The following is a 21,591-nucleotide window of genomic DNA, read 5'->3' as shown; positions in this document are numbered from 1 at the left end:
GGCGGTCACGGCGTCTGCTGCCGCGCGACGCCGAAGCGCACCACGGTCAGGGCGGGTTCGGGCATCTGCGCGGCGGACGCGTCGGCCAGCGGCGTGGCTTCGGGCGGCCGCCCGGCATCGGCGAGGCTGCGCAGGGAGAGGGTCAGGGCGCCGACCTTCTGGGCGAGGGCCAGGGTCTCGGCCTGCGCGGGCGTGACGGCCAGCGTCGCGGTCTCGCCGGTGACGACGTTGGTGCCGTTCTTCTCCTGGACCAGCTGACCGATCGCCAGGACGCGGATGTCGGTCAGGATCGTCTGGGAGAGCTGCACGTCGCTGTTGTTGGCCCGCGAATTGGACTCGTCGCGGAAGGTGCGGATCACGTCGACGCGGTCGTTCGGCAGGATGAAGCCGCCGGCCGAGTTGGTGCCGCGGCTGTCGGTGACGATGGCGACCGCGCGCATGCCGGGCGGCAGGATCGCCGCCATGAAGCCGCTCTCCGGGCGCACCAGCTTCTGGGCGCGGATCGGCTCGCCCGTCAGGAAGCCCGAGCGCACGGACGCGCCCACGGTCTCCTCGAGGGCCTTGGGGTTGATCTTGCGGGTCATGTAGCCGTTGGCCACGGCGCCGTCCGGCCAGGGCTGCCAGCGCAGGTCCGCGGCCCGGAGCACCTGGCCCATGGGCATGTCGATGGCGGCCACGAGCACGTCGGTCGTCGGCTGCGGCGGCGCCTCGGCCGCCGGCGGCGGTGGCGGCGGTGGCGGGTCGCCGCCGCTCATCAGGAAGGCCGCCCCGGTCCCCGCCGCGAGGGCGATACCGAGGACGGCGAAACGGGCTGGGTTCATCGCATCGCCACGCGCCGGAGACGGCCGGATTGCCGTCCATGACCGGAACCTGCGCGGGGATTCGTGTAATTATGGTTAAGGTATTATAACCTCTGCCGTTGTCGCCGGTCCGGAAACGGGGCGACCGGAACCGCGTCACAATCCGCGGAATCCTTCAGCCTCCGCTCGACCTCGGCCGTGGCGCAGCGCCGGGTCGTCCCCTATCGTGCCGCCGGAACCGCCTCAGAAGCGGGCACTCGGGCGAACCGGGGGGAGACATGATCAGGACAATCGGCGGCGCGGTGCTGGCGACCGCCCTCGCGGGGACCGCGCTCGGCTCCGCCCCGGCGGCCGCGCAGGGAAGCTTCTCGGACAACGCGATACGGATCGGCATCCTCAACGACCAGTCCGGCCTCTACGCCGAGTACGGCGGCCAGGGCTCGGTCGAGGCCGCCCGCATGGCGGTGGAGGACATGGGCGGCAAGATCGGCAGCGTGCCGATCGAGATCCTCACGGCCGACCATCAGAACAAGCCCGACATCGCCTCGGCGATCGCCCGGCAATGGTACGACCGCGACGGGGTCGACGCGATCATGGAGCTGACCACCTCCTCGGTGGCGCTGGCGGTCCAGGGCCTGTCCAAGGAGAAGAAGAAGATCACCATCACCACCGGGGCGGCGACCAGCGACCTCACCGGCAAGGCCTGCACGCCGTACGGCTACCACTGGGCGTTCGACACGCGGGCGCTGGCGGTGGGCACTGGCGGCGCGCTGACCCGGGCGGGCGGCAACACGTGGTTCTTCCTCACCGCCGACTACGCCTTCGGCTCGGCGCTGGAGGCCGACACCAGCAAGGTGGTGATCGCCAACGGCGGCAAGGTGCTGGGCAGCGTCCGGCACCCGCTCTCGAACCAGGACTTCTCGTCCTTCCTGCTCCAGGCGCAGGGCTCGAAGGCCAAGGTGATCGGGCTCGCCAATGCCGGCCTCGACACCTCGAACGCGATCAAGCAGGCGGCCGAGTACGGCATCGTCGAGGGCGGGCAGAAGCTCGCGGCCCTGCTGTTCACCCTCTCGGAGGTGCACGGGCTCGGACTCAAGGTCGCCCAGGGCCTGACGCTCACCGAGGGCTGGTACTGGGACGCCAACGACGAGACCCGCGCCTTCGGCCAGCGCTACATGAAGCGCACCGGCCGGATGCCCAACATGATCCAGGCCGGCACCTACTCGGCGGTCCTGTCCTACCTGAAGGCCGTCAAGGCGGCCGGCACCGACGAGACCGACGCGGTCAACGCCAAGCTCAAGGAACTGCCGGTGGACGACGTCTTCGCCCATGGCGGGATCGTGCAGCCGAACGGCCGCATGGTCCACGACATGTACCTGTTCGAGGTGAAGAAGCCGGCCGAGTCGAAGGGTCCGTGGGACCTCTACAAGCTGATCTCGACCATCCCCGGCAAGGAGGCCTTCGCCACCCCGGCCGAGAGCGGCTGCCCGCTGACGGCGGCGAAGTAGGGACGAGGGAGGGGCGCAGATGCCCCTCCGTCATCGCGAGCGCAGCGAGGCGACTGAGCGCTACGCGGCCTCGGAGAGCGTGGCGCTGCTCAGGCGTCTCGCTCCGCTCGCGGAGACGACGGCGCTCGCGGGCCGCCGATAGGACGCCGTCGTCAGCCCGCCCAGACGCGCCGGTACAGCGCCACGATCTCGTCGGCGGTGGGCTCCACCGGGTTGTTGGCCGGGGAGCCGGAGGCCAGCGCCTGGGCCGCCATGGTGGGCAGCAGCGCCTCCCAGCGGGCCGGGTCGATCCCGTATTCCCGCGGCCCCGGCACGTCGAGGTCGTCGTTCAGTGCCTCGAGCTCGGCCACCAGGGCCGACACCGCCGAGCGATCGTCGGTGTCGGGGCCGGCGATCTTCATGGCGCGGGCACAGGCGGCGTACCGGTCGACGGCGGCCGGGGCCGAGAAGGCCGTCACCGCCGGCAGCAGCATCGCGTTCGAGAGCCCGTGCGCCACGTGGAAATGCGCGCCGATCGGCCGGCTCATGCCGTGGACCAGCGCCACCGAGGCGTTCGAGAACGCGATGCCCGCCTGGGTGGCGCCGAGCATCATCGCCTCGCGCGCCGCCCGGTCGCCGGGATCGGTCCAGACCCGGCGCAGGTTCGGGGCGATCAGCCGCATCGCCTGCAGCGCCAGCCCGTCCGAGAACAGGTTCGACTTGCGCGAGACGTAGGCCTCGATCGCGTGGGTCAGGGCGTCGATGCCGGTGTCCGCCGTGAGCCGCTTCGGCTTGGTGAGCGTCAGCTCGTAATCGACCAGGGCCGCGACCGGCAGGTAGGCGAGGCCGATGCAGAGCATCTTCTCGTCCGAGGCCTCGTCGGTCACGATGGTGAAGCGGGTCGCCTCCGAGCCGGTGCCGGCGGTGGTCGGGATCGCCACGATCGGCAGGCCGGACTCGTCCTGCTGGCGGGGCGCCTTGTAGTCGCGCATGTGGCCGCCGTGGCGGGCGAGCACCGCCACCGCCTTGGCGGTGTCCATCGGGCTGCCGCCGCCGAAGCCGACCACGCAGTCGAAGTCGCCCGCCTGGAGGGCCGCCAGCGCCGCCTCCACGGAGGCGACGGTCGGGTCCGGCACGGTCTCGGAGAAGATCGTGGCACGCGCGCCCGCCGCGGTGAGCCGCTCGAGCAGCGTGTCGGTGCGGCCGCTGCCGGCGAGGTAGGGGTCGGTGACCACGAAGGGGCGCGACAGGCCGAGCTGGCCGAGCACCTCCGGCAGGAGCCGCGAGGCGCCGGCGCCGACGCGCATCAGCCGGGGCAGGGCGATCGAGGCGACCATTCTGTTGCTTCTCCCTCCCGGCGCCTCTGCTGGTCCGCCGGGACGGCGATCTTAGGACCTGCGCGCGCCGGGCGAAACTGCCGGCGCTTACACTGCCGGCCCGGCGAACAGCGCGGCGGCGGCCTCCACCTCGCCCGCGATGAAGCCCGCCACCGCGCGGATATGGGCCGCCTTCCGGTGATCCTCGTGGATGTGCATGTGGAACGAGCGTGTCAGGGCCACCGCCCCGGGCAGCACCGGCACGAGACCCGGATGGGCCGCCGCGATGAAGGCCGGCAGGACGCAGAGGCCGGCGCCGCCGAGCGTCGCGTGGACCTGGGCCAGGAGGTTGGTGGAGCGCAGCCGCGCGGAGACCGGCGGACCCAGGGCGCCGAGATAGTTCAGCTCGCGCGTGAACAGCATGTCCTCGATGTAGCCGACGAAGGGATGCCCCGAGAGGTCCCCGACCTCCGCGATCGGCGCGGCCCCCGCGAGGTAGGTTTCGGCCGCGTAGACGAGCAGCCGGTAATCGGTCAGCCGGCGCGCCACCACCCGCGCCTGCTGCGGGCCCGAGAGGCTGATGACGATGTCGGCCTCGCGCTTCGAGAGGCTGAAGATCCGGGCGGTCGCCATGATCTCGACCTCCAGCCCTGGGTGGCGGGCGGTGAGCCGGTGCATCCGGGGTGCGAGGAACACGCTGCCGAACCCGTCCGGCGCGCCGATCCGGACCGTGCCGGAGACCGTCTGCGCGGCCTCCGTGGCGGCGCTCGCCGACAGGAACGCGCTCTCCATGGCCTCCGCGACGCCCAGCAGGTTCGCGCCGTCCTCGGTGAGCGCGTAGCCGAGGTTGCTGCGGTGGAACAGCCGGGCGCCGAGCCCTTCCTCCAGGGCGCGGATCCGGCGCCCGACCGTGGTGTGCTCGGTGCCGGTGCGGGCCCCGGCGGCGCTCAGCGTTCCCGTCCGCGCCACCGCGAGGAAGAAGCGGAGGTCGTCCCAGTTGGGCCCCGTCCTGGCCATGGCCGCACCCTCGCTGTGCATCGATGCACGACGGCTGTAAGCGCATCCGGCTTTATCGCTCAAGCGATCCTGATAGGGTGCGCCAAAATCGAACGCCACATCACAGGGAGGCGCGCGTGCGCACGATCGGGCATTACATCGGCGGCCGGAACGTCGGCGGCGAGAGCGAACGGTTCGCGGACGTCTTCCATCCCTCGACCGGCGAGGTCCAGGCCAAGGTCGCCCTGGCCAGCAAGGCGGAGCTCCGCGCCGCCGTCGAGAACGCCAAGGCGGCGCAGCCGGCCTGGGCGGCGACCAACCCGCAGAAGCGGGCCCGCGTGATGATGCGCTTCCTGGAGCTGATCCGCGCCGAGAACGACTCGCTCGCCGAACTCCTCGCCTCCGAGCACGGCAAGACCGTGCCGGACGCCAAGGGCGATATCCAGCGCGGCGTCGAGGTCGTGGAGTTCGCCTGCGGCATCCCGCACCTGCTCAAGGGCGAGTACACGGAAGGGGCCGGGCCCGGCATCGACGTCTACTCCCTGCGCCAGCCGCTCGGCGTGGTCGCCGGCATCACGCCGTTCAACTTCCCGGCCATGATCCCGCTGTGGAAATGCGCCCCGGCGATCGCCTGCGGCAACGCCTTCATCCTGAAGCCGTCCGAGCGCGACCCGAGCGTGCCGATCCGCATCGCCGAGATCTTCCTGGAGGCGGGCCTCCCGCCGGGCATCCTCAACGTCGTCAACGGCGACAAGGAGGCGGTCGACGCGATCCTCGACGACGAGGACATCAAGGCGGTGGGCTTCGTCGGCTCCTCGCACATCGCCGAGTACATCTACGTCCGCGCCGCCGAGACGGGGAAGCGCGCCCAGTGCTTCGGCGGCGCCAAGAACCACATGATCATCATGCCGGACGCCGACATGGGCCAGGCCGTCGACGCGCTGATCGGCGCCGGCTACGGCTCGGCGGGCGAGCGCTGCATGGCGATCTCGGTGGCGGTGCCGGTCGGCGAGCAGACCGCCGACCGGCTGATGGAGAAGCTGATCCCGCGGGTCGAGTCGCTCAAGATCGGTCCCTCGCATGACGGCTCGGCCGATTACGGCCCGCTCGTCACCGCCGAGGCGGTGGAGCGGGTGAAGAGCTACATCGACAAGGGCGTCGCCGAGGGCGCGCAGCTCGCGGTCGACGGCCGCGGCTTCAAGCTCCAGGGCTACGAGAACGGCTTCTACATGGGCGGCTCGCTGTTCGACCGCGTGACGCCCGACATGACGATCTACAAGGAGGAGATCTTCGGCCCCGTGCTCTCGGTGGTGCGGGCCAAGGATTACGAGGAGGCGCTGGCGCTGCCCTCGACCCACCAGTACGGCAACGGCGTCGCGATCTTCACCCAGGACGGCGACGCGGCCCGCGACTTCACCGCCCGGGTCAACGTCGGCATGGTCGGCGTGAACGTGCCGATCCCGGTCCCGATCGCCTACCACACCTTCGGTGGCTGGAAGCGCTCGGGCTTCGGCGACCTGAACCAGCACGGGCCGGACTCGATCCGGTTCTACACCAAGACCAAGACCGTGACGCAGCGCTGGCCGAGCGGCATCAAGAGCGGGGCGGAGTTCTCCATCCCGACGATGCGGTAGAGCGCGGCGGTTCGAGGTCGGGGGCGCGGGTCCCCTCTCCCGTGCGGGAGTGGGACGGGGTCAGGGGCGAGAACTCTCCGGACAGACCTGATCCCTCACCCCAACCCTCTCCCGAACGGGAGAGGGTGCACGCCGCGCCCCACGCGCCGGAGGTGCAGGCCCCGCGCGGTTGCGCGGCGAATCGGAGGGAGTGTCCATGAGTTTCGGGCTCGACGAGGACCGGACCGCGATCCGCGAGATGGCCCTCGGCTTCGCGGCCGAGCACATCGCGCCGCACGCCCTCGACTGGGACCGGGACAAGACCTTCCCGGTCGAGACCCTGCGGGCGGCCGCCGCCCTCGGCATGGCGGGCATCTACGTCCGCGAGGATGTCGGCGGGTCCGGCCTGTCGCGCCTCGACGCGACGCTGATCTTCGAGGCGCTCAGCGCCGGCTGCCCGACCGTGGCGGCGTTCCTGTCGATCCACAACATGTGCGCCTGGATGATCGACGCCTACGGCGACGACGACCAGCGCCGGCGCTGGCTGCCGTCGCTCATGGGCATGGAGCGGATCGCCAGCTACTGCCTCACCGAGCCGGGCTCCGGCTCCGACGCCGCGGCTTTGCGCACCCGCGCCGAGCGGGACGGCGACCATTACGTGCTCTCCGGCGAGAAGCAGTTCATCTCCGGCGCCGGCGCCAGCGACCTCTACGTCTGCATGGTCCGCACCGGCGAGGCGGGCCCTTCGGGCATCTCGGCGATCGTGGTGGAGAAGGGCACGCCCGGCCTCTCCTTCGGGGCCGACGAGCGCAAGATGGGCTGGAACGCCCAGCCGACCCGGGCCGTCCGCTTCGACGGCTGCCGCGTGCCGGTGGGCAACCGCCTGGGCGCGGAGGGCCAGGGCTTCAAGATCGCCATGAGCGGCCTCGACGGCGGCCGGCTCAACATCGCCGCCTGCTCGCTCGGCGGCGCGCAGGCGGCCCTCGACAAGGCGCTCGCCTACATGGGCGACCGGCGCGCGTTCGGGGCCAGGCTCACCGACTTCCAGGCGCTGCAGTTCCGGCTCGCCGACATGGCGACCAGCCTGGAAGTGTCGCGCACCTTCCTGCGCCACGCGGCCGCCGCGCTCGACGCCAAGGACCCGTCCGCGACCCAGCTCTGCGCCATGGCCAAGCGCCACGTCACCGACGCGGCCTTCGAGGTGGCCAACCAAGCGCTGCAACTGCACGGCGGCTATGGCTACCTCGCCGAGTACGGCGTGGAGAAGATCGTCCGGGACCTGCGCGTGCACCAGATCCTCGAAGGGACCAACGAGATCATGCGGCTGATCATCGCCCGCGGGCTGACCGGGGGGCGCCGATGAGCGACGTGATCGTCGAGCGGGTCGGCGCGCTGGGGCGCCTTCGGCTCAACCGGCCGAAGGCCCTGAACGCCTTGACGCATGGCATGGTGGGCGAGATCGACCGGGCGCTCGACCAGTTCTCGGCGGATCCCGGAATCGCCGCGGTGCTGCTCACCGGCGAGGGCGAGCGCGGCCTCTGCGCCGGCGGCGACCTGCGCTCCCTCTACGACAATCCCGGCACCGCCTTCGCCGAGACCTTCTGGCGCGACGAGTACAGGCTCGATTCCCGCATCGCCGCCTACGAGAAGCCGTTCGTGGCGGTGATGGACGGCATCACCATGGGCGGGGGTGTCGGGCTCGCGGGCCACGCATCGCACCGGATCGTCACCGAGCGCTCCCGCGTCGCCATGCCGGAAACCGGCATCGGCTACCTGCCGGATGTCGGCGGGACGTGGCTGCTGCCGCGCGCGCCCGGCGAGATCGGCACCTATCTCGGCCTGACCGGCGAGCCGGTCGGCGCCGCCGACGCGATCTTCTGCCGCCTGGCCGACGTCATGGTCCCGTCCGCGAGGCTGCCCAACCTGATCGACGATCTCCTGGCGCTCGATCCGGATGCCGGGCAGGAGGGCGTGCGGGACGTGATCGCCCGGTCCGCGCAGGACCCCGGCCCGGCGCCCCTGGCCGCGCACCGCGCGGTGATCGACCGCTGCTTTTCCTTCGACATGGTCGACGAGATCCTCTCGGCCCTTGAGGCGGACGGCTCCGACTTCGCCGCCACGACCCGGGCAACGCTGTTGACCAAGGCGCCGTCGAGCCTCGTCCTGACGCTGTGCCTCCTGCGCCTCGGCCGCGGCGCGCCGAACCTGGAGGCCTGCCTGGAGCGCGAGTTCCACGCCTCGCTGGCGCTGCTGGCGGAGGGCGACTTCCGCGAGGGCATCCGCGCCGCGGTGATCGACAAGGACAAGAGCCCGCGCTGGACCCCGCCGACCCTCGACGCGGTCGACCCGGCGCGGATCGCCCGCTGGCTGGAGAAGCGGGCGGCGCCGGTTTTTTCGGGCGCGCGCACGGGGCCGGTGTGATGACGCGTCGCACGTTCCCACCCAAACCCTCGTCCTGAGCCGACGAAGCGTAGGCCTCGAAGGAGGGCTCCAGAAGTCGCTGTGATCCCTGGAACCCTCCTTCGAGGCCCGCTTCGCGGTCGCCTCAGGACGAGGACGCGGGTGGGAGACGCGAGGGACAACAATCAAGGGAGGACGGGATGGCACAGACCATCGGGTTCATCGGTCTCGGCAACATGGGCGGGCCCATGGCGGCCAACCTCGTGAAAGCGGGCCACGCGGTGCGCGGCTTCGATCTCGTACCGGCCTCGCTGGAGGCGGCGCGCGCCGAGGGGATCGCGGTCGCGGGCTCGGCCCTGGAGGCGGCCGAAGGGGCGGATGTCGTGGTCACCATGCTGCCGGCCGGGCGGCACGTGGTCGAGGTCTGGACGCAGCTCGTCGAGGCGCTGCCCGCCGGCACGCTGCTGATCGATTCCTCCACGGTGGATGTCGAGAGCGCCCGCAAGGCCCACGCCCTCGCCGCGGCGCGCGGCTGCCTGTCGGTGGACGCGCCGGTCTCCGGCGGGACCGGCGGCGCGAAGGCCGGAACGCTCACGTTCATGGCCGGCGGCGCCGAGGCCGCCTTCGCCAGGGCGGAGCCGCTGCTGAAGGCGATGGGCAAGAACGTGTTCCATTGCGGCGATGCCGGCGCCGGGCAGGCGGCCAAGATCTGCAACAACATGATCCTCGGCATCTCGATGATCGGCGTCAGCGAGGCGTTCGCGCTCGGCGAGAAGCTCGGCCTGTCGCATCAGGCGCTCTACGACGTCGCCTCGGTCTCCTCGGGCCAGTGCTGGTCGCTGACCACCTACTGCCCGGTGCCGGGCCCGGTGCCGACCTCGCCGGCCAACAACGGCTACAAGCCGGGCTTCGCCGCGGCGCTGATGCTCAAGGACCTCCGGCTCGCCCAGGCCGCCGCCATCGCCGCGGGGGCGGCGACGCCGCTGGGCGCCGAGGCCGCGCAGATCTACGGTCTGTTCGAGGGCGCGGGCCACGGGGGAGAGGACTTTTCCGCGATCATCCGTATGCTCCGCGGGCAGGGAGGCGAGTCGTGAGCGAGCCGTACGAGACGATCCTGACGGAGACGCGCGGGCGCGTCCTGCTGATCACCCTCAACCGGCCGAAGGCGCTGAACGCCCTCAACGCGCAGCTCACCCGGGAGGTGATCCGGGCGGCGACCGAGGCGGATGCCGATCCGGGGATCGGCTGCATCGTCGTCACCGGCTCGGCCAGGGCCTTCGCGGCCGGCGCCGACATCAAGGAGATGCAGCACGCCACCTACGCGGAGATGTACGCGGGCGACCGGTTCGCCGACTGGGACCGCTTCGTCGCCGTGCGCAAGCCGATCATCGCCGCGGTGGCGGGCTACGCGCTGGGCGGCGGCTGCGAGCTGGCCATGATGTGCGACATCATCCTGGCGGCCGACACGGCGCAGTTCGGCCAGCCCGAGATCAAGCTCGGGGTGATGCCGGGGATCGGCGGCAGCCAGCGGCTGACCCGCTTCGTCGGCAAGGCCAAGGCCATGGAGATGTGCCTGACCGGCCGGATGATGGACGCCGCCGAGGCGGAGCGCGCAGGCCTCGTGTCGCGGGTGATCGCGGCCGACCAGCTCCTCGACGAGGCGCTGAAGGCGGCCGAGACCATCGCGTCGATGTCGCTGCCGATCGCCATGATGACCAAGGAGGCGGTCAACCGGTCCTACGAGACCACGCTGACCGAGGGGATCCGGTTCGAGCGGCGAGTCTTCCACGCGATGTTCGCCACCAAGGACCAGAAGGAGGGCATGGCCGCCTTCGTGGAGAAGCGGCCGCCCCGGTTCGAGAACACCTGAACGCGGCCCGTCCCGGCGGGAGGGGCGGGGAGCGAGACCATAAGACAGGGAGGGGAACGACCATGCCGAGCTTCCGGGAGGCCCGCGACCTTCTGCTGGCCCATCGCACCGACTACGCCGCCGCCGTCTCGGCCTTCGCGTGGCCGGATCCGGTGCCGTTCAACTGGGCGCTCGACTGGTTCGACGCCGTCCTCGCCGGACCCGAGAGCCGCGACCGCGCCGCCCTGCGGATCGTCGAGGCCGGCAGCGGGGCCGAGCAGAGCCTGACCTTCGGGGAGCTCGCCCGCCGCTCCGACCAGGTGGCCAACCACCTGCGGCAGCTCGGCCTGAGGCGCGGCGACCATCTGCTCCTGCTGCTCGGCAACGTGCCGGCCCTGTGGGAGACCATGCTGGCCGCGATGAAGCTCGGCGCCGTGGTCATCCCGGCGACCACGCTGCTCACGGCCGACGAGCTCGCCGACCGCCTCGCTCGCGGGCGCCCGCGGGCGATCGTGGCCGGCCCGGAGCAGATCGCGCGGTTCGCCGGCCTCGACACGGGCGGCGCCGTCCGCCTCGTCACCGGGGCTCCGACGGAGGGCTGGGCGGCCTACGACGACGCGTTCGAGGCGTCCGAGACCTTCGCGCCCGACGGGCCCACCGGCGCCGACGACCCGCTGCTCCTCTACTTCACCTCCGGCACCACGGCGAAGCCGAAGCTGGTGCGCCACAGCCACCGCTCCTACCCGGTGGGAGCCCTCTCGACGATGTACTGGCTCGGGCTCCAGCCGGGGGACGTGCACTGCAACGTCTCCTCGCCGGGCTGGGCGAAGCACGCGTGGTCCTCGTTCTTCGCGCCCTGGAATGCCGGGGCGACGATCCTGGTGATCAACCAGGCGCCGTTCAACGCGGCCGCACTGCTGGCGCAGCTGGAGCGCACCGGCGCCACCACGCTCTGCGCGCCTCCGACCGTCTGGCGGATGATCATCCAGGAGGACCTGACCGGAAAGCGCCTCGCCCTGCGCGAGGTCTGCGCGGCGGGCGAGCCCCTCAACCCCGAGGTGATCGAGCGCGTGAAGACCGCCTGGGGCCTCACGATCCGCGACGGTTACGGCCAGACCGAGACCACGGCGCTCATGGCCAACACGCCGGGCCAGCCGGTCGTGCCCGGGGCGCTGGGCCGGCCCCTGCCGGGCTACCGGGTCCGCGTCCTCGACCTCGACGGCCAGCCGGCCTCCGAGGGCGAGGTCTGCCTCGAACTCGGGGCCCACCGCCCCGCCGGCCTGATGCAGGGCTACGACGACGGCCAGGGCAACCTGTCGGGCGCCGCCGGCGACCTCTACCACACCGGCGACGTCGCCTTCGTGGACGAGCAGGGCTGCTACACCTTCGTCGGCCGCGCCGACGACGTCTTCAAGTCGTCGGGCTACCGGATCAGCCCCTTCGAGCTGGAGAGCGTGCTGATCGAGCACCCGGCCGTGGCCGAGGCGGCGGTGGTGCCGGTGCCCGACCCGATGCGCCACACCATCCCGAAGGCCTACGTGTCCCTGGTGGCCGGAGCCATCCCGGGGCCCGAGACGGCGCTCGACATCTTCCGCTTCACCAATGCCCGACTCGCGACCTTCAAGCGCCTGCGCGGGCTCGAGTTCGTCACCGATCTGCCCAAGACGATCTCGGGCAAGATCCGGCGGGTTCAGCTGCGCCGCCTGGAGCACGAGGGCATCACCGAGGATCCGCACCGGGGCCGCGCCTACACGCAGGCGGACTTCCCGGAGCTGAAGGGCGAGGCCGAGCGCAAGCTCGACCAGACGGCGGGGTGAGCGTTTCCACCCCGTGATCGCGGGCGCGGCGAGGCGACCCAGGGCAGCGCGAGATCGGTCGGCGCGGCGTGGCCCCGGATCGCTTCGCTGCGCTCGCGATGACGGCGGCGCGCCTGAAGGCTCGGGTCTACGGGCGACGAAACCTCAAGGTTTCCGGTTTCCGAAGCTGAAGCCGCCGATTTACTGGGGTTCTCAAGTCTCCCGTCGACGCTGTCGCGCGTGACCGGGCCCGCACCGGCGGATCGGTAAAATTGCGCGCATCCGCTTCAGCGCCGCGGAGGCTCTGCGGCGCAATCCTGTCCTCAACAACGGGGACGGGTTCGATGGGCGCGGGGCTTCTCAGGACGGTTCGGGGGATGCTGGTCGGAGCGGCGACGCTGCTTAGCCTCGCCGCCCCGGCTCAGGCGCAGACGCTGGCGAGCCTACCGACCGAGGCCGGTGCCAAGGTCCTGGGCGACGCCAAGCCGATCGCGGCCTGGGTGACGTTCTGCCAGACCTACGCGGCGGAGTGCGCGCTGGACCGGGGCGAGCCGGCCCGGATCAGCCTGACGCCCGCCACCTGGGCGACGATCGTGTCGGTGAACCGGCGGGTCAACAAGGCGGTCGAGCCGATGACCGACCAGGACCACCTGCACGTGGCCGACCGCTGGGACCTGGCCGAGGACGGCATCGGCGACTGCGAGGACTTCCAGCTGCTCAAGCGCCACATGCTGGCCGAGGCCGGGCTGCCGCGCCGCGCGATGCGCATGACCGTGGTGATCGACGAGAAGGGCGAGGGCCACGCCGTGCTGACGCTCATCACCGACCGGGGCGACCTCGTCCTCGACAACAAGACCAACGCCATCCTGCCCTGGCACAAGACCGGCTACGTCTTCATCAAGCGCGAGAGCCAGGACGCCGTCGCCTGGGTCTCCCTCGGCGGCGTCACCTCCCCGGTCACCACCGCCAACCGGTGAAGCGGCCTCAGGCCGCCCGGCTCAGGGAGGGCTGGGCGAGGCTCGCCACGTAGGACTCGACCCGGCCGATGAAGGCCGCGAGATGCGGGGCGACGCCCCGGAGGCTGGCGAGATCCCGCACCAGGATGTCCCGCGACAGCGCCCTGTCGCCCTCGCTCGGGGCGTCGGCGAGATAGGAAGCGACCGCGTGCTCCGCGATATTGATCGCGCCGGCCCGACCATCCTCGGCGAGCGCTCTGATCACCTGCTGGATGGCGGGCTGCATTGCGGGTCCTTTCCTGGGGCGCGGCCCCGTCCGCGACGGGCTGGCCGGCTTCATGCGCTTCGATCGGGCCCGCCGCGAATCCCCTGCGCGAGCCGTTCTGAGAAGCCGGCAAAGCTGACTTGAATCAAGGCCTTCCGCGAGGGCGCAGAGCGGCCATTCGCTCAGCGCATGCTTCCTCGGAGAGCTCTGCGGGTGCAACACTCTCTTAAATCGGAACCGATAGAGCTCGCGGCGCGTTATCTATCTTGCCCTCGCCCATTGTGCGCCGCACGTCGCCGTGTCACCCTTCCGTCATCATCGGGCGGCGGGGGCTTGAACCATGCGGCACGCGGATGGCGGTATCTCGTGTCAGGTCTTCGGCCCGCTGCGATGGCGCGGCTGGACGCACGCCGCGTGCCGGTCGCGGCAGGTGGCGAGTTTCGCCCTGCTGGGCACGATCCTCACGATGGGCGGTGCCACGACCCACGCCCATGCCCGGCTGGTCCTGCCGGATCAGGTGACCGCCGCCGAACCGACCGGTCCGGTACGGGCGATCGCCGGCTGGACGGATTTCTGCACCCGCACACCCCAAGAATGCACGGTCGACACGGCCGAGCCGGCCGAGATCCCGCTGACCGTGGCGGTGTGGCGGACCCTCCAGAGCGTCAACCGCCGCGTGAACGCGCGCATCCGGCCGATCACCGATCAGGCGCACTGGGGCGTCGTCGACCGCTGGGACTTTCCGGATGACGGGTTCGGCGATTGCGAGGATTACCAGCTGCTGAAGCGGCGGATGCTGGTGGAGCGCGGCCTGCCGCGGCGCGCCCTGTTGATGACCGTGGTGATCGACGAGACCAACGAGGGCCACGCCGTGCTGACGGTCCGGACCGACCGTGGCGATTTCGTCCTCGACAACAAGACCGACGCGATCCGCTCCTGGCGCCGCACCGGCTACAACTTCATCAAGCGGGCCGGCCAGGACGGCGCGGCCTGGGTGTCCCTGGAGGGCAAGGACGGCACCGCGCAGGTGGCCACCGCCGAGCCCTGAACCCGGTCAGGCGCCGACCAGCATCGCGGCGAGGTCGAGGGCGACACGGCCCGAGAGCAGGCTCCAGCCGCACGCGATGACGGTCGCCAGCATCACGAACGGGATCGGGCGCCGCTCGATCCGCCGGCCGCGCACCGTGTTGCGCAGGATGATGAACGGCGCCGAGAAGGCGAGCATCGGCAGCGCGGCCACCGCCGGCAGACCGCCGCGCTCCAGCAGGCTGAAGCTCGCCCGCCGCGCCGCGAACAGCTCGAAAGCGCTGGCGATCAGGCCGGACAGCGCCAGTCCGATGCACAGGGTCCGGATCGACTCGAGGGCGGCGGGCGTGAGGACCATTATTCGCGCTCCTGATACAGGTTGAGCGCACTGTACTCACGCCGTTTACCGCTTGTTAAGCACGAGCCTTCGTTAGCGTTAATCCGTGCACAGGTGCGGGCCGGCGGGATCCGGCCCGGGACGTTGGAGGCGCCGAGGCGCCGCGCCTCAGGCCTCTTCCTCGAGATCGATGTCGAGGATCGCCATCCGGAAGACGAAGGAATCGTCGCCGTCCTCCTTGTCGTCGGCGATCACGCCGATCGACTCCTCGCCGATGAACACCTCGGCGGAGTCGCCGGTCTTCATCGCCATGAGGCGGATATTGTTGTTCGCGAACTTGCGGCGCAGATAGTCCTGAAGCTTCGCGGTCTCGGCTTTGGTCACGCTGGTCGATCTCCCCTGGCGGCGCTGGCGCCGCGGATGGGCCGAGGGCTTGCCACGCCGCGGGCGGAGCGGCAAGCGCGACCGCTCCGGGTCAGATCCCGTCGCCCAGGTGGATGAACTGGTCGAGGGCGACGAGCTGGTCCATCGCCCGGGCCGGATCGTCGCAGCCGGCGGTGCCGACCACGCGCGCCGGCACACCGACGACCGTCGTGTTCGGCGGCACCGGCCGCAGCACCACAGAGCCCGCCGCCACCCGGGCGCAGGCCCCGACCTCGATGTTGCCCAGGATCTTGGCGCCGGCGCCGATCATCACGCCGCGGCGGATCTTGGGGTGGCGGTCGCCGCGCTGCTTGCCGGTACCGCCCAGGGTCACGGCGTGGAGGATCGACACGTCGTCCTCGATCACCGCGGTCGAGCCGACCACGAGGCCGGTGGCGTGGTCGAGGAAGACGCCCCGGCCGATCCGCGCGGCCGGATGGATGTCGCACTGGAACACCTCCGAGACCCGGCTCTGGAGGTAGAGGGCGAGGTCGCGCCGGCCGCGGTTCCAGACATGGTGGGCGAGGCGGTAGGCCTGCAGCGCGTGGAAGCCCTTGAAGTACAGGACCGGCTCCAGCGCCCGGAGCGTCGCCGGATCCCGGTCGATCACCGCGCCGATATCGGCGCGGAACGCCTGCCCGATCCCCGGATCCGCCGTGATCGCCTCGTGGAAGGCGTGGGCGACGAGTTCGGCCGGCAGCGACGGGTGCCCGAGCCGGGCCGCGACCCGGTGGGAGACCGCGCCTTCCAGGGTGGCGTGGTTCAGGATCGTCGCGACGATGAAGGAGGCGAGCTGCGGCTCGGTCCGCAGGACGTCCTCCGCCTCGTCCCGCAGCCGCGACCAGACCGGGTCGACGACCGCGAGGTCATGCGAGGGGTGATTGAAGGCAGGACTGGCGCTCATGGGCGGATGCTCACGTCCGGGACTTCGCAGGGTTAGCCGATCGCGCGTGCGGCGGGGCCGGTCCAGCGCCCGCGCGGACGGGCGGATCTCCCGCCCGGGGCGGAGGTGGGCCGCAGGGGCGCCGGACCGCGGGTTCTGCCCTAGCGTGGTGCGCTGCACCGCGGCGATCAAGGGCCGGCGCGGCCCTGAGGTCGCATCGGTCGCATGGCTGTCAGCGACCGGCGGCGGGTCAGTCCGCCAGCGGCACGGGCTGCCCGAACCGCGCCTCGATCGCCGCCGTCAGGCGGTCCAGCATCGTCTGGACCGGGATGTTGGAGGTGTCCACCGTGGCCGGGGCCCGGGCGTAGAGCGGCTCGCGGCTCGCCAGCACGGCGCGCAGCTCCTGCATCGCGGAGGCGTGGTCGCCGGTCGTAGCGAGGTGCCCCTGCTCGCGGACGCGGCTCATGTGCTCCTCCGGCCGGGCGCGCAGCCAGATCGTATAGAACGCCTGCAGGAGCAGATCGTATGTGAGCGGTTCCGCGACGATGCCGCCGCTGGTCGCGAGGATCAGCGGTCCGGGATGCTCCGTGAGGCGCCGCAGGGCCGCCTGCTCCAGCCGGCGATAGCCCTCCTGGCCGTAGATCGCGAAGATCTCCTGGACCGAGAGGGCGTTCTCCCGCTCGATCTCGGCGTTGAGCTCCACGAAGGTCCAGCCGAGGCGCTCAGCCGCGAGTTTGCCGAGGGTCGACTTGCCGGCGCCGCGCAGGCCGATCAGCGCCACGCGCGGCCTGTTGCTCGATTCGGGCCGGCTGCCGCCGGAGAGCGCCTCCTTGGCGGCGACGATCTGCGCCGGGCTCGCCTGCGCAAGGAGGTCGCGCACCACCGGCCAGTCGGGCAGCGCGTCGTTGCCGGTGATCAGGTCGTCGAGCCGCACGCCCATGGCGTTGGCCACCCGCCGCAGCAGGATGATCGACACGTTGCCCTGGCCACCCTCCAGCTGCGCGATGTAGCGCTCGGACAGGCCCGAGGTCTGCGACAGGACCTTGCGCGAGAGCCCGCGCACGGTGCGCGCGTGTCTGACGCGCCGCCCGAGGTCCGTGAGAAAGAGAGATTCCTGTTCTACCACGCCGGTCATGGCGCCGTCCGCTTTCCTGCCAGCTCGAAAGCAGAGTCCGTGCCCTGCATGCCTGCCGCTTCGAGATCCATCGCGCTTTGACGTTCCGCCGGACAGGACACTGCCCGAACGTGCGCGCGTGGACCGGCGTTTCCTGCCCTGAGATCTGTCGTGCGCCACCCGCGTACGGCCGCTGTCTTGCGGCGCCGGTCCGTACCGTAGCGATCCAACCACGTTGCTGGCGTGGCGCCTATGTGTTGCGGATCGACCCGATGGTCAAGCCTTGGGCATGATCCTTGTGTGGGCAGAGGGCCCGGCCGGCCGGCGGTTTCCCGGTGCGCGGCCGGTTCGGAAGGGCGCGCTACTCGACCGGCAGGGCCGTGGCCTCCTGCACCGGCGCGGCGGCCGGCGCGCGCCGCGGTGTGGCGGCGGCGAGCATCTGGAGCGACGGCCGGCGCGGCGGCAGCGGCACCTCGACGGCCTCGACCGCGGCCTCGGTGGCCGGCGCCGGAGCGGCCGCGGGGGTCATCGCAGCGGGGGGGGCCTCGGGCTGCGGAGAGAGCCGGAGCTCCGCGATCTGCGCCGGCGCGGCCGCCGCGACGGCGCTGCCCAGGGCCGCGGGGCGGCGCGGCGGTAGCGGCACCTCCACGGCGGGCGCCGCGGCGGCCTGCGCGGTGCCCGGGGCCGGGCCCGGAGCCGCGGCGGCCGGGTCGATGGACAGGCTGGCGAGCTCGATCGTCGCGCCGGCCAGGGCGGCGGGCCGGCGCGGCGGCAGCGGCACCTCGACGGTCTCGGTCGGAACCTCCGCCACCGCGGCGGCGGTGGGTGCGTAGGCCAGGGCGGCGGCAGCGGGGTTGTTCCGGGTATCGGCGACGCCGCCGCCGAACAGGCTCGCCAGGGCGCTGGCCGACGCCGCCACCGGCGCGACCACCGACGCGACTTCGGTGGAGATGCCCTGGCGCTTGGCGGCGTAGTAGTAGCCGCGGTTGTAGTACTGGTAGGCTTGGCTGACGTTGCCCTTGGCCGTGCGGTAGGCGCCCGCCAGATAGGCCACGCCGTAGCGCAGGTTGGTCTCCGGATCGTACAGGCCGGCGGCGTCGCCGGTGTAGCCCAGGCTGCGCGCGGTCGCGTGCTTGATCTGCATGAGGCCGAGGGCGCTGCCGCCCTTGGCCCGCGGGTTGTAGTTGCTCTCGCGCTTCACCACGGCGTGCACGAAGCTCGCCGGAACGCCGTTCGCCTTGGCCTGCTGCTCGATCAGCGCGTCGATATTGTCGCGCGCGCCCTGCCCGAAGGCGGCGGCGGGCGCGACCGCGAGGACGGCGGCCAGGATGAGGCGATGCATTCCGAGACCCGGTGCTGCTTGTTCTGTGGTCAAGCTAGGTCACGGGGAAATGAGGCCGGAAAGCGGCCCCGGTTCGGCAGCCTGTGGGCGACCGGGGCGACGGGCCCGCTTGTGATCCGCGCGCCACAGGGCGGCGCGCGGACGCGGTCGGCCGGTCAGGGGAGGATGAGGCGCTCGACCGCGCGGGCGAACCCGTCGGCGTCGTTGCTGTCCGTGACCGCGCTCGCGGCCGCCTGGACGCTCGCCTCGGCATTGCCCATCGCCACCGCGTAGCCGCTCTGCGCGAACATCGGGCGGTCGTTCCCGGCATCGCCGAAGGTGGCGATCCGCTCGCGCGGGATGGCGAGGTGCGCGCTCATCCAGGCGACGAAGCGACCCTTGTCGAGATCGGGCGGAGTCACGTCGAGATAGTAGGCCTGCGAGCGGTGGACGGTGGCCCGGCCTGCCAGTGCCGCGGCGATGCGCGTCTCGCAGGCCGCGAGGTGGGCGTGGTCGCGGCTGACGCCGACGATCTTGGCGGCCGATCCCGTGAGCGTGCCGAGATCCGCCACGACCCGGGGCTCCGCGCCGATCGTGCGGCGCTCCAGGTCGGTGTAGGGACCGTCCGGGTCGCGCAGGCACCACGCGCCGTCGGCGAAGACCCACACATCCAGCCCCTCGGCCAGGAGCCGGTCGAGGGCCGACCGGGCCGCCGCCTCGGGAATGGTCCGCTCCTCGATGATCGACAGGTCTGGCCGGACGACGCTCGCGCCGTTGAAGGCCCCCATCGGCAGGTCGAGGCCGAGTTCCGCCACGAGGCTCCGCAGGCCGATCGGGGGCCGCGCCGAGGCGATGCTGAAGCCGATCCCGGCCGCGCGCAGGCGGCGCACGGCCGCCACCGTCGCCGCGGTCAGGCGCTTGTCGCCGGTCACCAGGGTGCCGTCGACGTCGGAGATCACCAGCGCGATCCCCGCGGCCTTGCCGGCTTCTGCTGTCATCGCGTCACTCCCTGCCCGGATCCCGGCGCGCCGCGGCGGCGAGTTCCGCCACGACCCGGTCGGCAATCGCCTCGGGCGGCTCGAGGATCCCGACGGTGATCGGGTGCTCGTCGGCCCCCGGGACCTCGAGGGTCGCGAACTGGCTGTCGAGGAGGTACGGCGACATGAAATGGCCCTGGCGCTCCGCGAGGCGCCGGGCGATCAGGGCCTTGTCGCCGTCGAGGTAGACGAGGCGAACGCGCCGGCTGCCCCGGGTCAGGACGTCCCGGTACGCGCGCCTGAGGGCCGAGCAGACGACCACGCCGGACTCGCCGGCGTCGAGGCGCTGCTGGATCCAGGTCGCGATCCGGGCGAGCCAGGGCGCGCGGTCCGCGTCGTCGAGGGCGTGGCCCGCGCGCATCTTCGCCACATGCTCCGGTGTGTGGAAGCTGTCGCCGTCCACGAAGATCCAGCCGAGCTTCTCGGCGATCAGCGCCGCCACGGTACTCTTCCCGGACCCCGAGACACCCATGACCACGAGCACTTGAGCGGCCGTCCGGGCATCGGGCGTCGGCTGTGATTGGGACGTCATCCGGATCACCGTGCCTCCGAGGTGCGCCGGGGGCGCCGCGCGTCGCAATCATGCGGAGCGGGCGCGAGGAAGGGAAGATCGCCGCGCCCGACGGCGCCGCCGCGGCCGCAGGAACCGGGGCGCGGCCGGCCGCGTTGATGCCTCAGAACGCGAACAATCAGGGAACATCAGTCGCATGGCCACCACCACCGCGAAGGCGACCTCGAAGGCGGGCCGGGATTCCGGAGCGCGCCAGGACGCGCCGGAGAACCCCAAGACCGACCCGAAGGACGTGTCGAACCAGATCAAGGATCCGGACCAGTGGACGACCGGCGGCGAGCCGATGACCGGCGCGCAGGCCTCCTATCTGAAGACGCTGTCGGAGGAGGCGAAGGAGCCGAAGGCGTTCGACCCCGACCTCGACAAGGCCGAGGCCTCGAAGCGGATCGACGACCTGCGCCATAAGGCCGGCCACGCCTGAGCCGTCACGGGCGCGCCCTCGCGGGCGCCCCGTCACCGTGCCGGGCGGTGCCTATCCCGCCCGGACTCGGCCCGATCCCCTGTTTCGAACACTTCGTTAAGCCGGCGGCAATCGGGCTCGGGTACCAGCGTTCGGAGCGCGTGATGTCACGCGGACAGCGGGACTGGAAGGCGCGTTCGACCATGGAAGAGCCGGGCGGCGACGGAGCGGGGCTGCGCGCTGTGCGATCCTGGGCGGCGTCCGCCCCGTCGGGTCGGATCCGGGCCGCGGCCGCACGGTTCGCCCGCGACCTCCGCGGATCCACCGCGACGGAGTACGCCCTGCTCGGTGGCCTGATCTTCCTCGTCGCGGTGGGCAGCATCCGCTACTACGTATCCCGCGTCAGCGCCGTCTACGGCGACATCACCGCGGCGGTGACCCAGGGGCAGTGACGGGCAGCGAGCGGATCGCGCCCGGTCCGGCCGGCCCTGGGCGTCGAGCGGCAGATCCGTTACCGCCGACAGCGTCCGGATTTGTGTCCCGATATTTCGGCCGCGGGCGATACGCCCGGCATATGTCGTTCCAGTGCCCCGAAAAAGCTGTGCTTAACGAGGATGACTTAGCAGTCTCGGCCGTGGCGGGCGGAGTGTGGCTCACCCGCTACGGACACCTGGGCCGCTATGGGCTAGGCACGGGCTCGGCAATACCGATGGGCAACATCTGGATGCGCAAACTTCCCCTCGTCCTGCTCGCCGTCACGGCGATGTCGGGCTGCACGTACCTGCCCGCGGCGGGTCCGACGGCGAGCGCGATCCAGGCCGGGGCTGAGGTCGCCACGGCCGACGGGGGCCTGCTCGCCCGCTACGAGATCATCGACGTCACTCCCTCCGTGGTCGAGGCCCTGCGCGGCCGGCCGCTGGACAGCCTGCTCGCCTCCTTCGGCGACCACCGCCCCTCCTCCGAGCCGGTCATCGGCATCGGCGACATGGTCTCGGTCTCCA

Annotated in this window: 23 protein-coding genes and 1 pseudogene; 13 read left to right on the top strand and 11 right to left on the bottom strand. The window is 71.8% G+C overall.

Annotated elements, in window-relative coordinates; all coding sequences use genetic code 11:
• Positions 1 to 5: 5 nt before the first annotated feature.
• Positions 6 to 821: a Flp pilus assembly protein CpaB gene (cpaB, locus tag ME121_RS19750; RefSeq protein WP_024829123.1), complete on the bottom strand. Its 816-nt coding sequence runs from the start codon at positions 819 to 821 to the stop codon at positions 6 to 8.
• A 281-nt stretch (positions 822 to 1,102) separates the two neighbouring features.
• Here cpaB and ME121_RS19745 point away from each other — a divergent pair, with 281 nt between their 5' ends.
• Together ME121_RS19745 and ME121_RS33855 are read left to right on the top strand one after the other, a co-directional pair.
• Positions 1,103 to 2,308: an ABC transporter substrate-binding protein gene (locus ME121_RS19745; protein WP_085985359.1), complete on the top strand. Its 1,206-nt coding sequence runs from the start codon at positions 1,103 to 1,105 to the stop codon at positions 2,306 to 2,308.
• A gap of 19 nt (positions 2,309 to 2,327) precedes the next feature.
• Positions 2,328 to 2,450 (top strand): hypothetical protein, encoded by a 123-nt coding sequence (locus ME121_RS33855; RefSeq protein WP_012320721.1) that lies wholly within the window; start codon positions 2,328 to 2,330, stop codon positions 2,448 to 2,450.
• A gap of 10 nt (positions 2,451 to 2,460) precedes the next feature.
• Here the strand turns inward: ME121_RS33855 and ME121_RS19740 are convergent, their stop codons facing one another.
• Both ME121_RS19740 and ME121_RS19735 read right to left on the bottom strand, forming a co-directional pair.
• On the bottom strand, positions 2,461 to 3,624 hold the full coding sequence (locus tag ME121_RS19740) for an iron-containing alcohol dehydrogenase (RefSeq protein WP_012320720.1): 1,164 nt from the start codon (positions 3,622 to 3,624) through the stop codon (positions 2,461 to 2,463).
• Positions 3,625 to 3,711: 87 nt separating this feature from the next.
• Positions 3,712 to 4,620 (bottom strand): LysR family transcriptional regulator, encoded by a 909-nt coding sequence (locus ME121_RS19735; RefSeq protein WP_012320719.1) that lies wholly within the window; start codon positions 4,618 to 4,620, stop codon positions 3,712 to 3,714.
• A gap of 116 nt (positions 4,621 to 4,736) precedes the next feature.
• On the opposite strand from ME121_RS19735, the gene ME121_RS19730 reads away from it, so the two are divergent.
• The 7 genes from ME121_RS19730 to ME121_RS19700 all read left to right on the top strand — a co-directional run bounded on the left by ME121_RS19730 (position 4,737) and on the right by ME121_RS19700 (position 13,234).
• Entirely contained in the window at positions 4,737 to 6,233 is a 1,497-nt protein-coding gene (locus ME121_RS19730) for a CoA-acylating methylmalonate-semialdehyde dehydrogenase (RefSeq protein ID WP_024829125.1), read from the top strand.
• 196 nt (positions 6,234 to 6,429) lie between these two features.
• Complete coding sequence (locus ME121_RS19725) at positions 6,430 to 7,575, top strand: isobutyryl-CoA dehydrogenase (RefSeq protein ID WP_012320717.1); 1,146 nt, start codon at positions 6,430 to 6,432, stop codon at positions 7,573 to 7,575.
• Complete coding sequence (locus ME121_RS19720; protein ID WP_029359326.1) at positions 7,572 to 8,633, top strand: enoyl-CoA hydratase/isomerase family protein; 1,062 nt, start codon at positions 7,572 to 7,574, stop codon at positions 8,631 to 8,633. Before ME121_RS19725 ends, ME121_RS19720 begins: the two co-directional genes overlap by 4 nt.
• Before the next feature lie 179 nt (positions 8,634 to 8,812).
• Positions 8,813 to 9,706: a 3-hydroxyisobutyrate dehydrogenase gene (gene mmsB / locus ME121_RS19715; protein ID WP_059409479.1), complete on the top strand. Its 894-nt coding sequence runs from the start codon at positions 8,813 to 8,815 to the stop codon at positions 9,704 to 9,706.
• Positions 9,703 to 10,482 (top strand): enoyl-CoA hydratase, encoded by a 780-nt coding sequence (locus ME121_RS19710; protein ID WP_059409478.1) that lies wholly within the window; start codon positions 9,703 to 9,705, stop codon positions 10,480 to 10,482. The genes mmsB and ME121_RS19710 overlap by 4 nt, the downstream gene beginning before the upstream one ends.
• A gap of 62 nt (positions 10,483 to 10,544) precedes the next feature.
• The gene (locus tag ME121_RS19705) at positions 10,545 to 12,278 is read left to right on the top strand and encodes an AMP-binding protein (protein WP_059409477.1); all 1,734 of its coding nucleotides are present in this window, start codon (positions 10,545 to 10,547) and stop codon (positions 12,276 to 12,278) included.
• Positions 12,279 to 12,634: 356 nt separating this feature from the next.
• Entirely contained in the window at positions 12,635 to 13,234 is a 600-nt protein-coding gene (locus ME121_RS19700; RefSeq protein ID WP_024829130.1) for a transglutaminase-like cysteine peptidase, read from the top strand.
• Positions 13,235 to 13,241: 7 nt separating this feature from the next.
• On the opposite strand, the gene ME121_RS19695 is transcribed toward ME121_RS19700, so the two are convergent.
• Positions 13,242 to 13,499, bottom strand: a complete 258-nt coding sequence (locus ME121_RS19695) for a hypothetical protein (RefSeq protein WP_059409476.1) — start codon at positions 13,497 to 13,499, stop codon at positions 13,242 to 13,244.
• A gap of 319 nt (positions 13,500 to 13,818) precedes the next feature.
• Here ME121_RS19695 and ME121_RS19690 point away from each other — a divergent pair, with 319 nt between their 5' ends.
• The gene (locus tag ME121_RS19690) at positions 13,819 to 14,526 is read left to right on the top strand and encodes a transglutaminase-like cysteine peptidase (protein ID WP_083461163.1); all 708 of its coding nucleotides are present in this window, start codon (positions 13,819 to 13,821) and stop codon (positions 14,524 to 14,526) included.
• Positions 14,527 to 14,532: 6 nt separating this feature from the next.
• On the opposite strand, the gene ME121_RS19685 is transcribed toward ME121_RS19690, so the two are convergent.
• The 7 genes from ME121_RS19685 to ME121_RS19655 all read right to left on the bottom strand — a co-directional run bounded on the left by ME121_RS19685 (position 14,533) and on the right by ME121_RS19655 (position 20,151).
• Positions 14,533 to 14,862: a DUF6949 family protein gene (locus ME121_RS19685; RefSeq protein WP_012320709.1), complete on the bottom strand. Its 330-nt coding sequence runs from the start codon at positions 14,860 to 14,862 to the stop codon at positions 14,533 to 14,535.
• 147 nt (positions 14,863 to 15,009) lie between these two features.
• Positions 15,010 to 15,225, bottom strand: coding sequence for a DUF3126 family protein (locus tag ME121_RS19680; RefSeq protein WP_012320708.1), 216 nt, complete (start codon positions 15,223 to 15,225; stop codon positions 15,010 to 15,012).
• A gap of 91 nt (positions 15,226 to 15,316) precedes the next feature.
• Positions 15,317 to 16,168, bottom strand: a complete 852-nt coding sequence (gene cysE / locus ME121_RS19675) for a serine O-acetyltransferase (protein ID WP_012320707.1) — start codon at positions 16,166 to 16,168, stop codon at positions 15,317 to 15,319.
• 229 nt (positions 16,169 to 16,397) lie between these two features.
• Positions 16,398 to 17,282, bottom strand: a complete 885-nt coding sequence (locus ME121_RS19670; RefSeq protein WP_012320706.1) for a helix-turn-helix transcriptional regulator — start codon at positions 17,280 to 17,282, stop codon at positions 16,398 to 16,400.
• Between the two features lie 340 nt (positions 17,283 to 17,622).
• Positions 17,623 to 18,603: a lytic transglycosylase domain-containing protein gene (locus ME121_RS19665; RefSeq protein WP_059409475.1), complete on the bottom strand. Its 981-nt coding sequence runs from the start codon at positions 18,601 to 18,603 to the stop codon at positions 17,623 to 17,625.
• A 155-nt stretch (positions 18,604 to 18,758) separates the two neighbouring features.
• Positions 18,759 to 19,580 (bottom strand): Cof-type HAD-IIB family hydrolase, encoded by an 822-nt coding sequence (locus ME121_RS19660; RefSeq protein WP_053622660.1) that lies wholly within the window; start codon positions 19,578 to 19,580, stop codon positions 18,759 to 18,761.
• A gap of 4 nt (positions 19,581 to 19,584) precedes the next feature.
• A complete protein-coding gene (locus ME121_RS19655; RefSeq protein WP_053622663.1) occupies positions 19,585 to 20,151 on the bottom strand; it encodes a gluconokinase in 567 nt (188 codons plus the stop codon).
• A gap of 175 nt (positions 20,152 to 20,326) precedes the next feature.
• Between ME121_RS19655 and ME121_RS19650 the strand changes: the two genes are divergently transcribed.
• The 3 genes and pseudogenes from ME121_RS19650 to ME121_RS19640 all read left to right on the top strand — a co-directional run.
• Entirely contained in the window at positions 20,327 to 20,611 is a 285-nt protein-coding gene (locus ME121_RS19650) for a DUF3072 domain-containing protein (RefSeq protein WP_012320702.1), read from the top strand.
• A 143-nt stretch (positions 20,612 to 20,754) separates the two neighbouring features.
• The gene (locus ME121_RS19645; RefSeq protein WP_043375140.1) at positions 20,755 to 21,042 is read left to right on the top strand and encodes a Flp family type IVb pilin; all 288 of its coding nucleotides are present in this window, start codon (positions 20,755 to 20,757) and stop codon (positions 21,040 to 21,042) included.
• A gap of 272 nt (positions 21,043 to 21,314) precedes the next feature.
• Positions 21,315 to 21,591, top strand: a pseudogene (locus tag ME121_RS19640) (polysaccharide biosynthesis/export family protein); the annotation flags it as partial.

The sequence above is a fragment of the Methylobacterium sp. ME121 genome (genome assembly GCF_000974725.1).
In the GTDB taxonomy this organism is placed as follows: domain Bacteria; phylum Pseudomonadota; class Alphaproteobacteria; order Rhizobiales; family Beijerinckiaceae; genus Methylobacterium; species Methylobacterium radiotolerans.
This window is presented reverse-complemented; position numbering and strand designations above follow the sequence as displayed.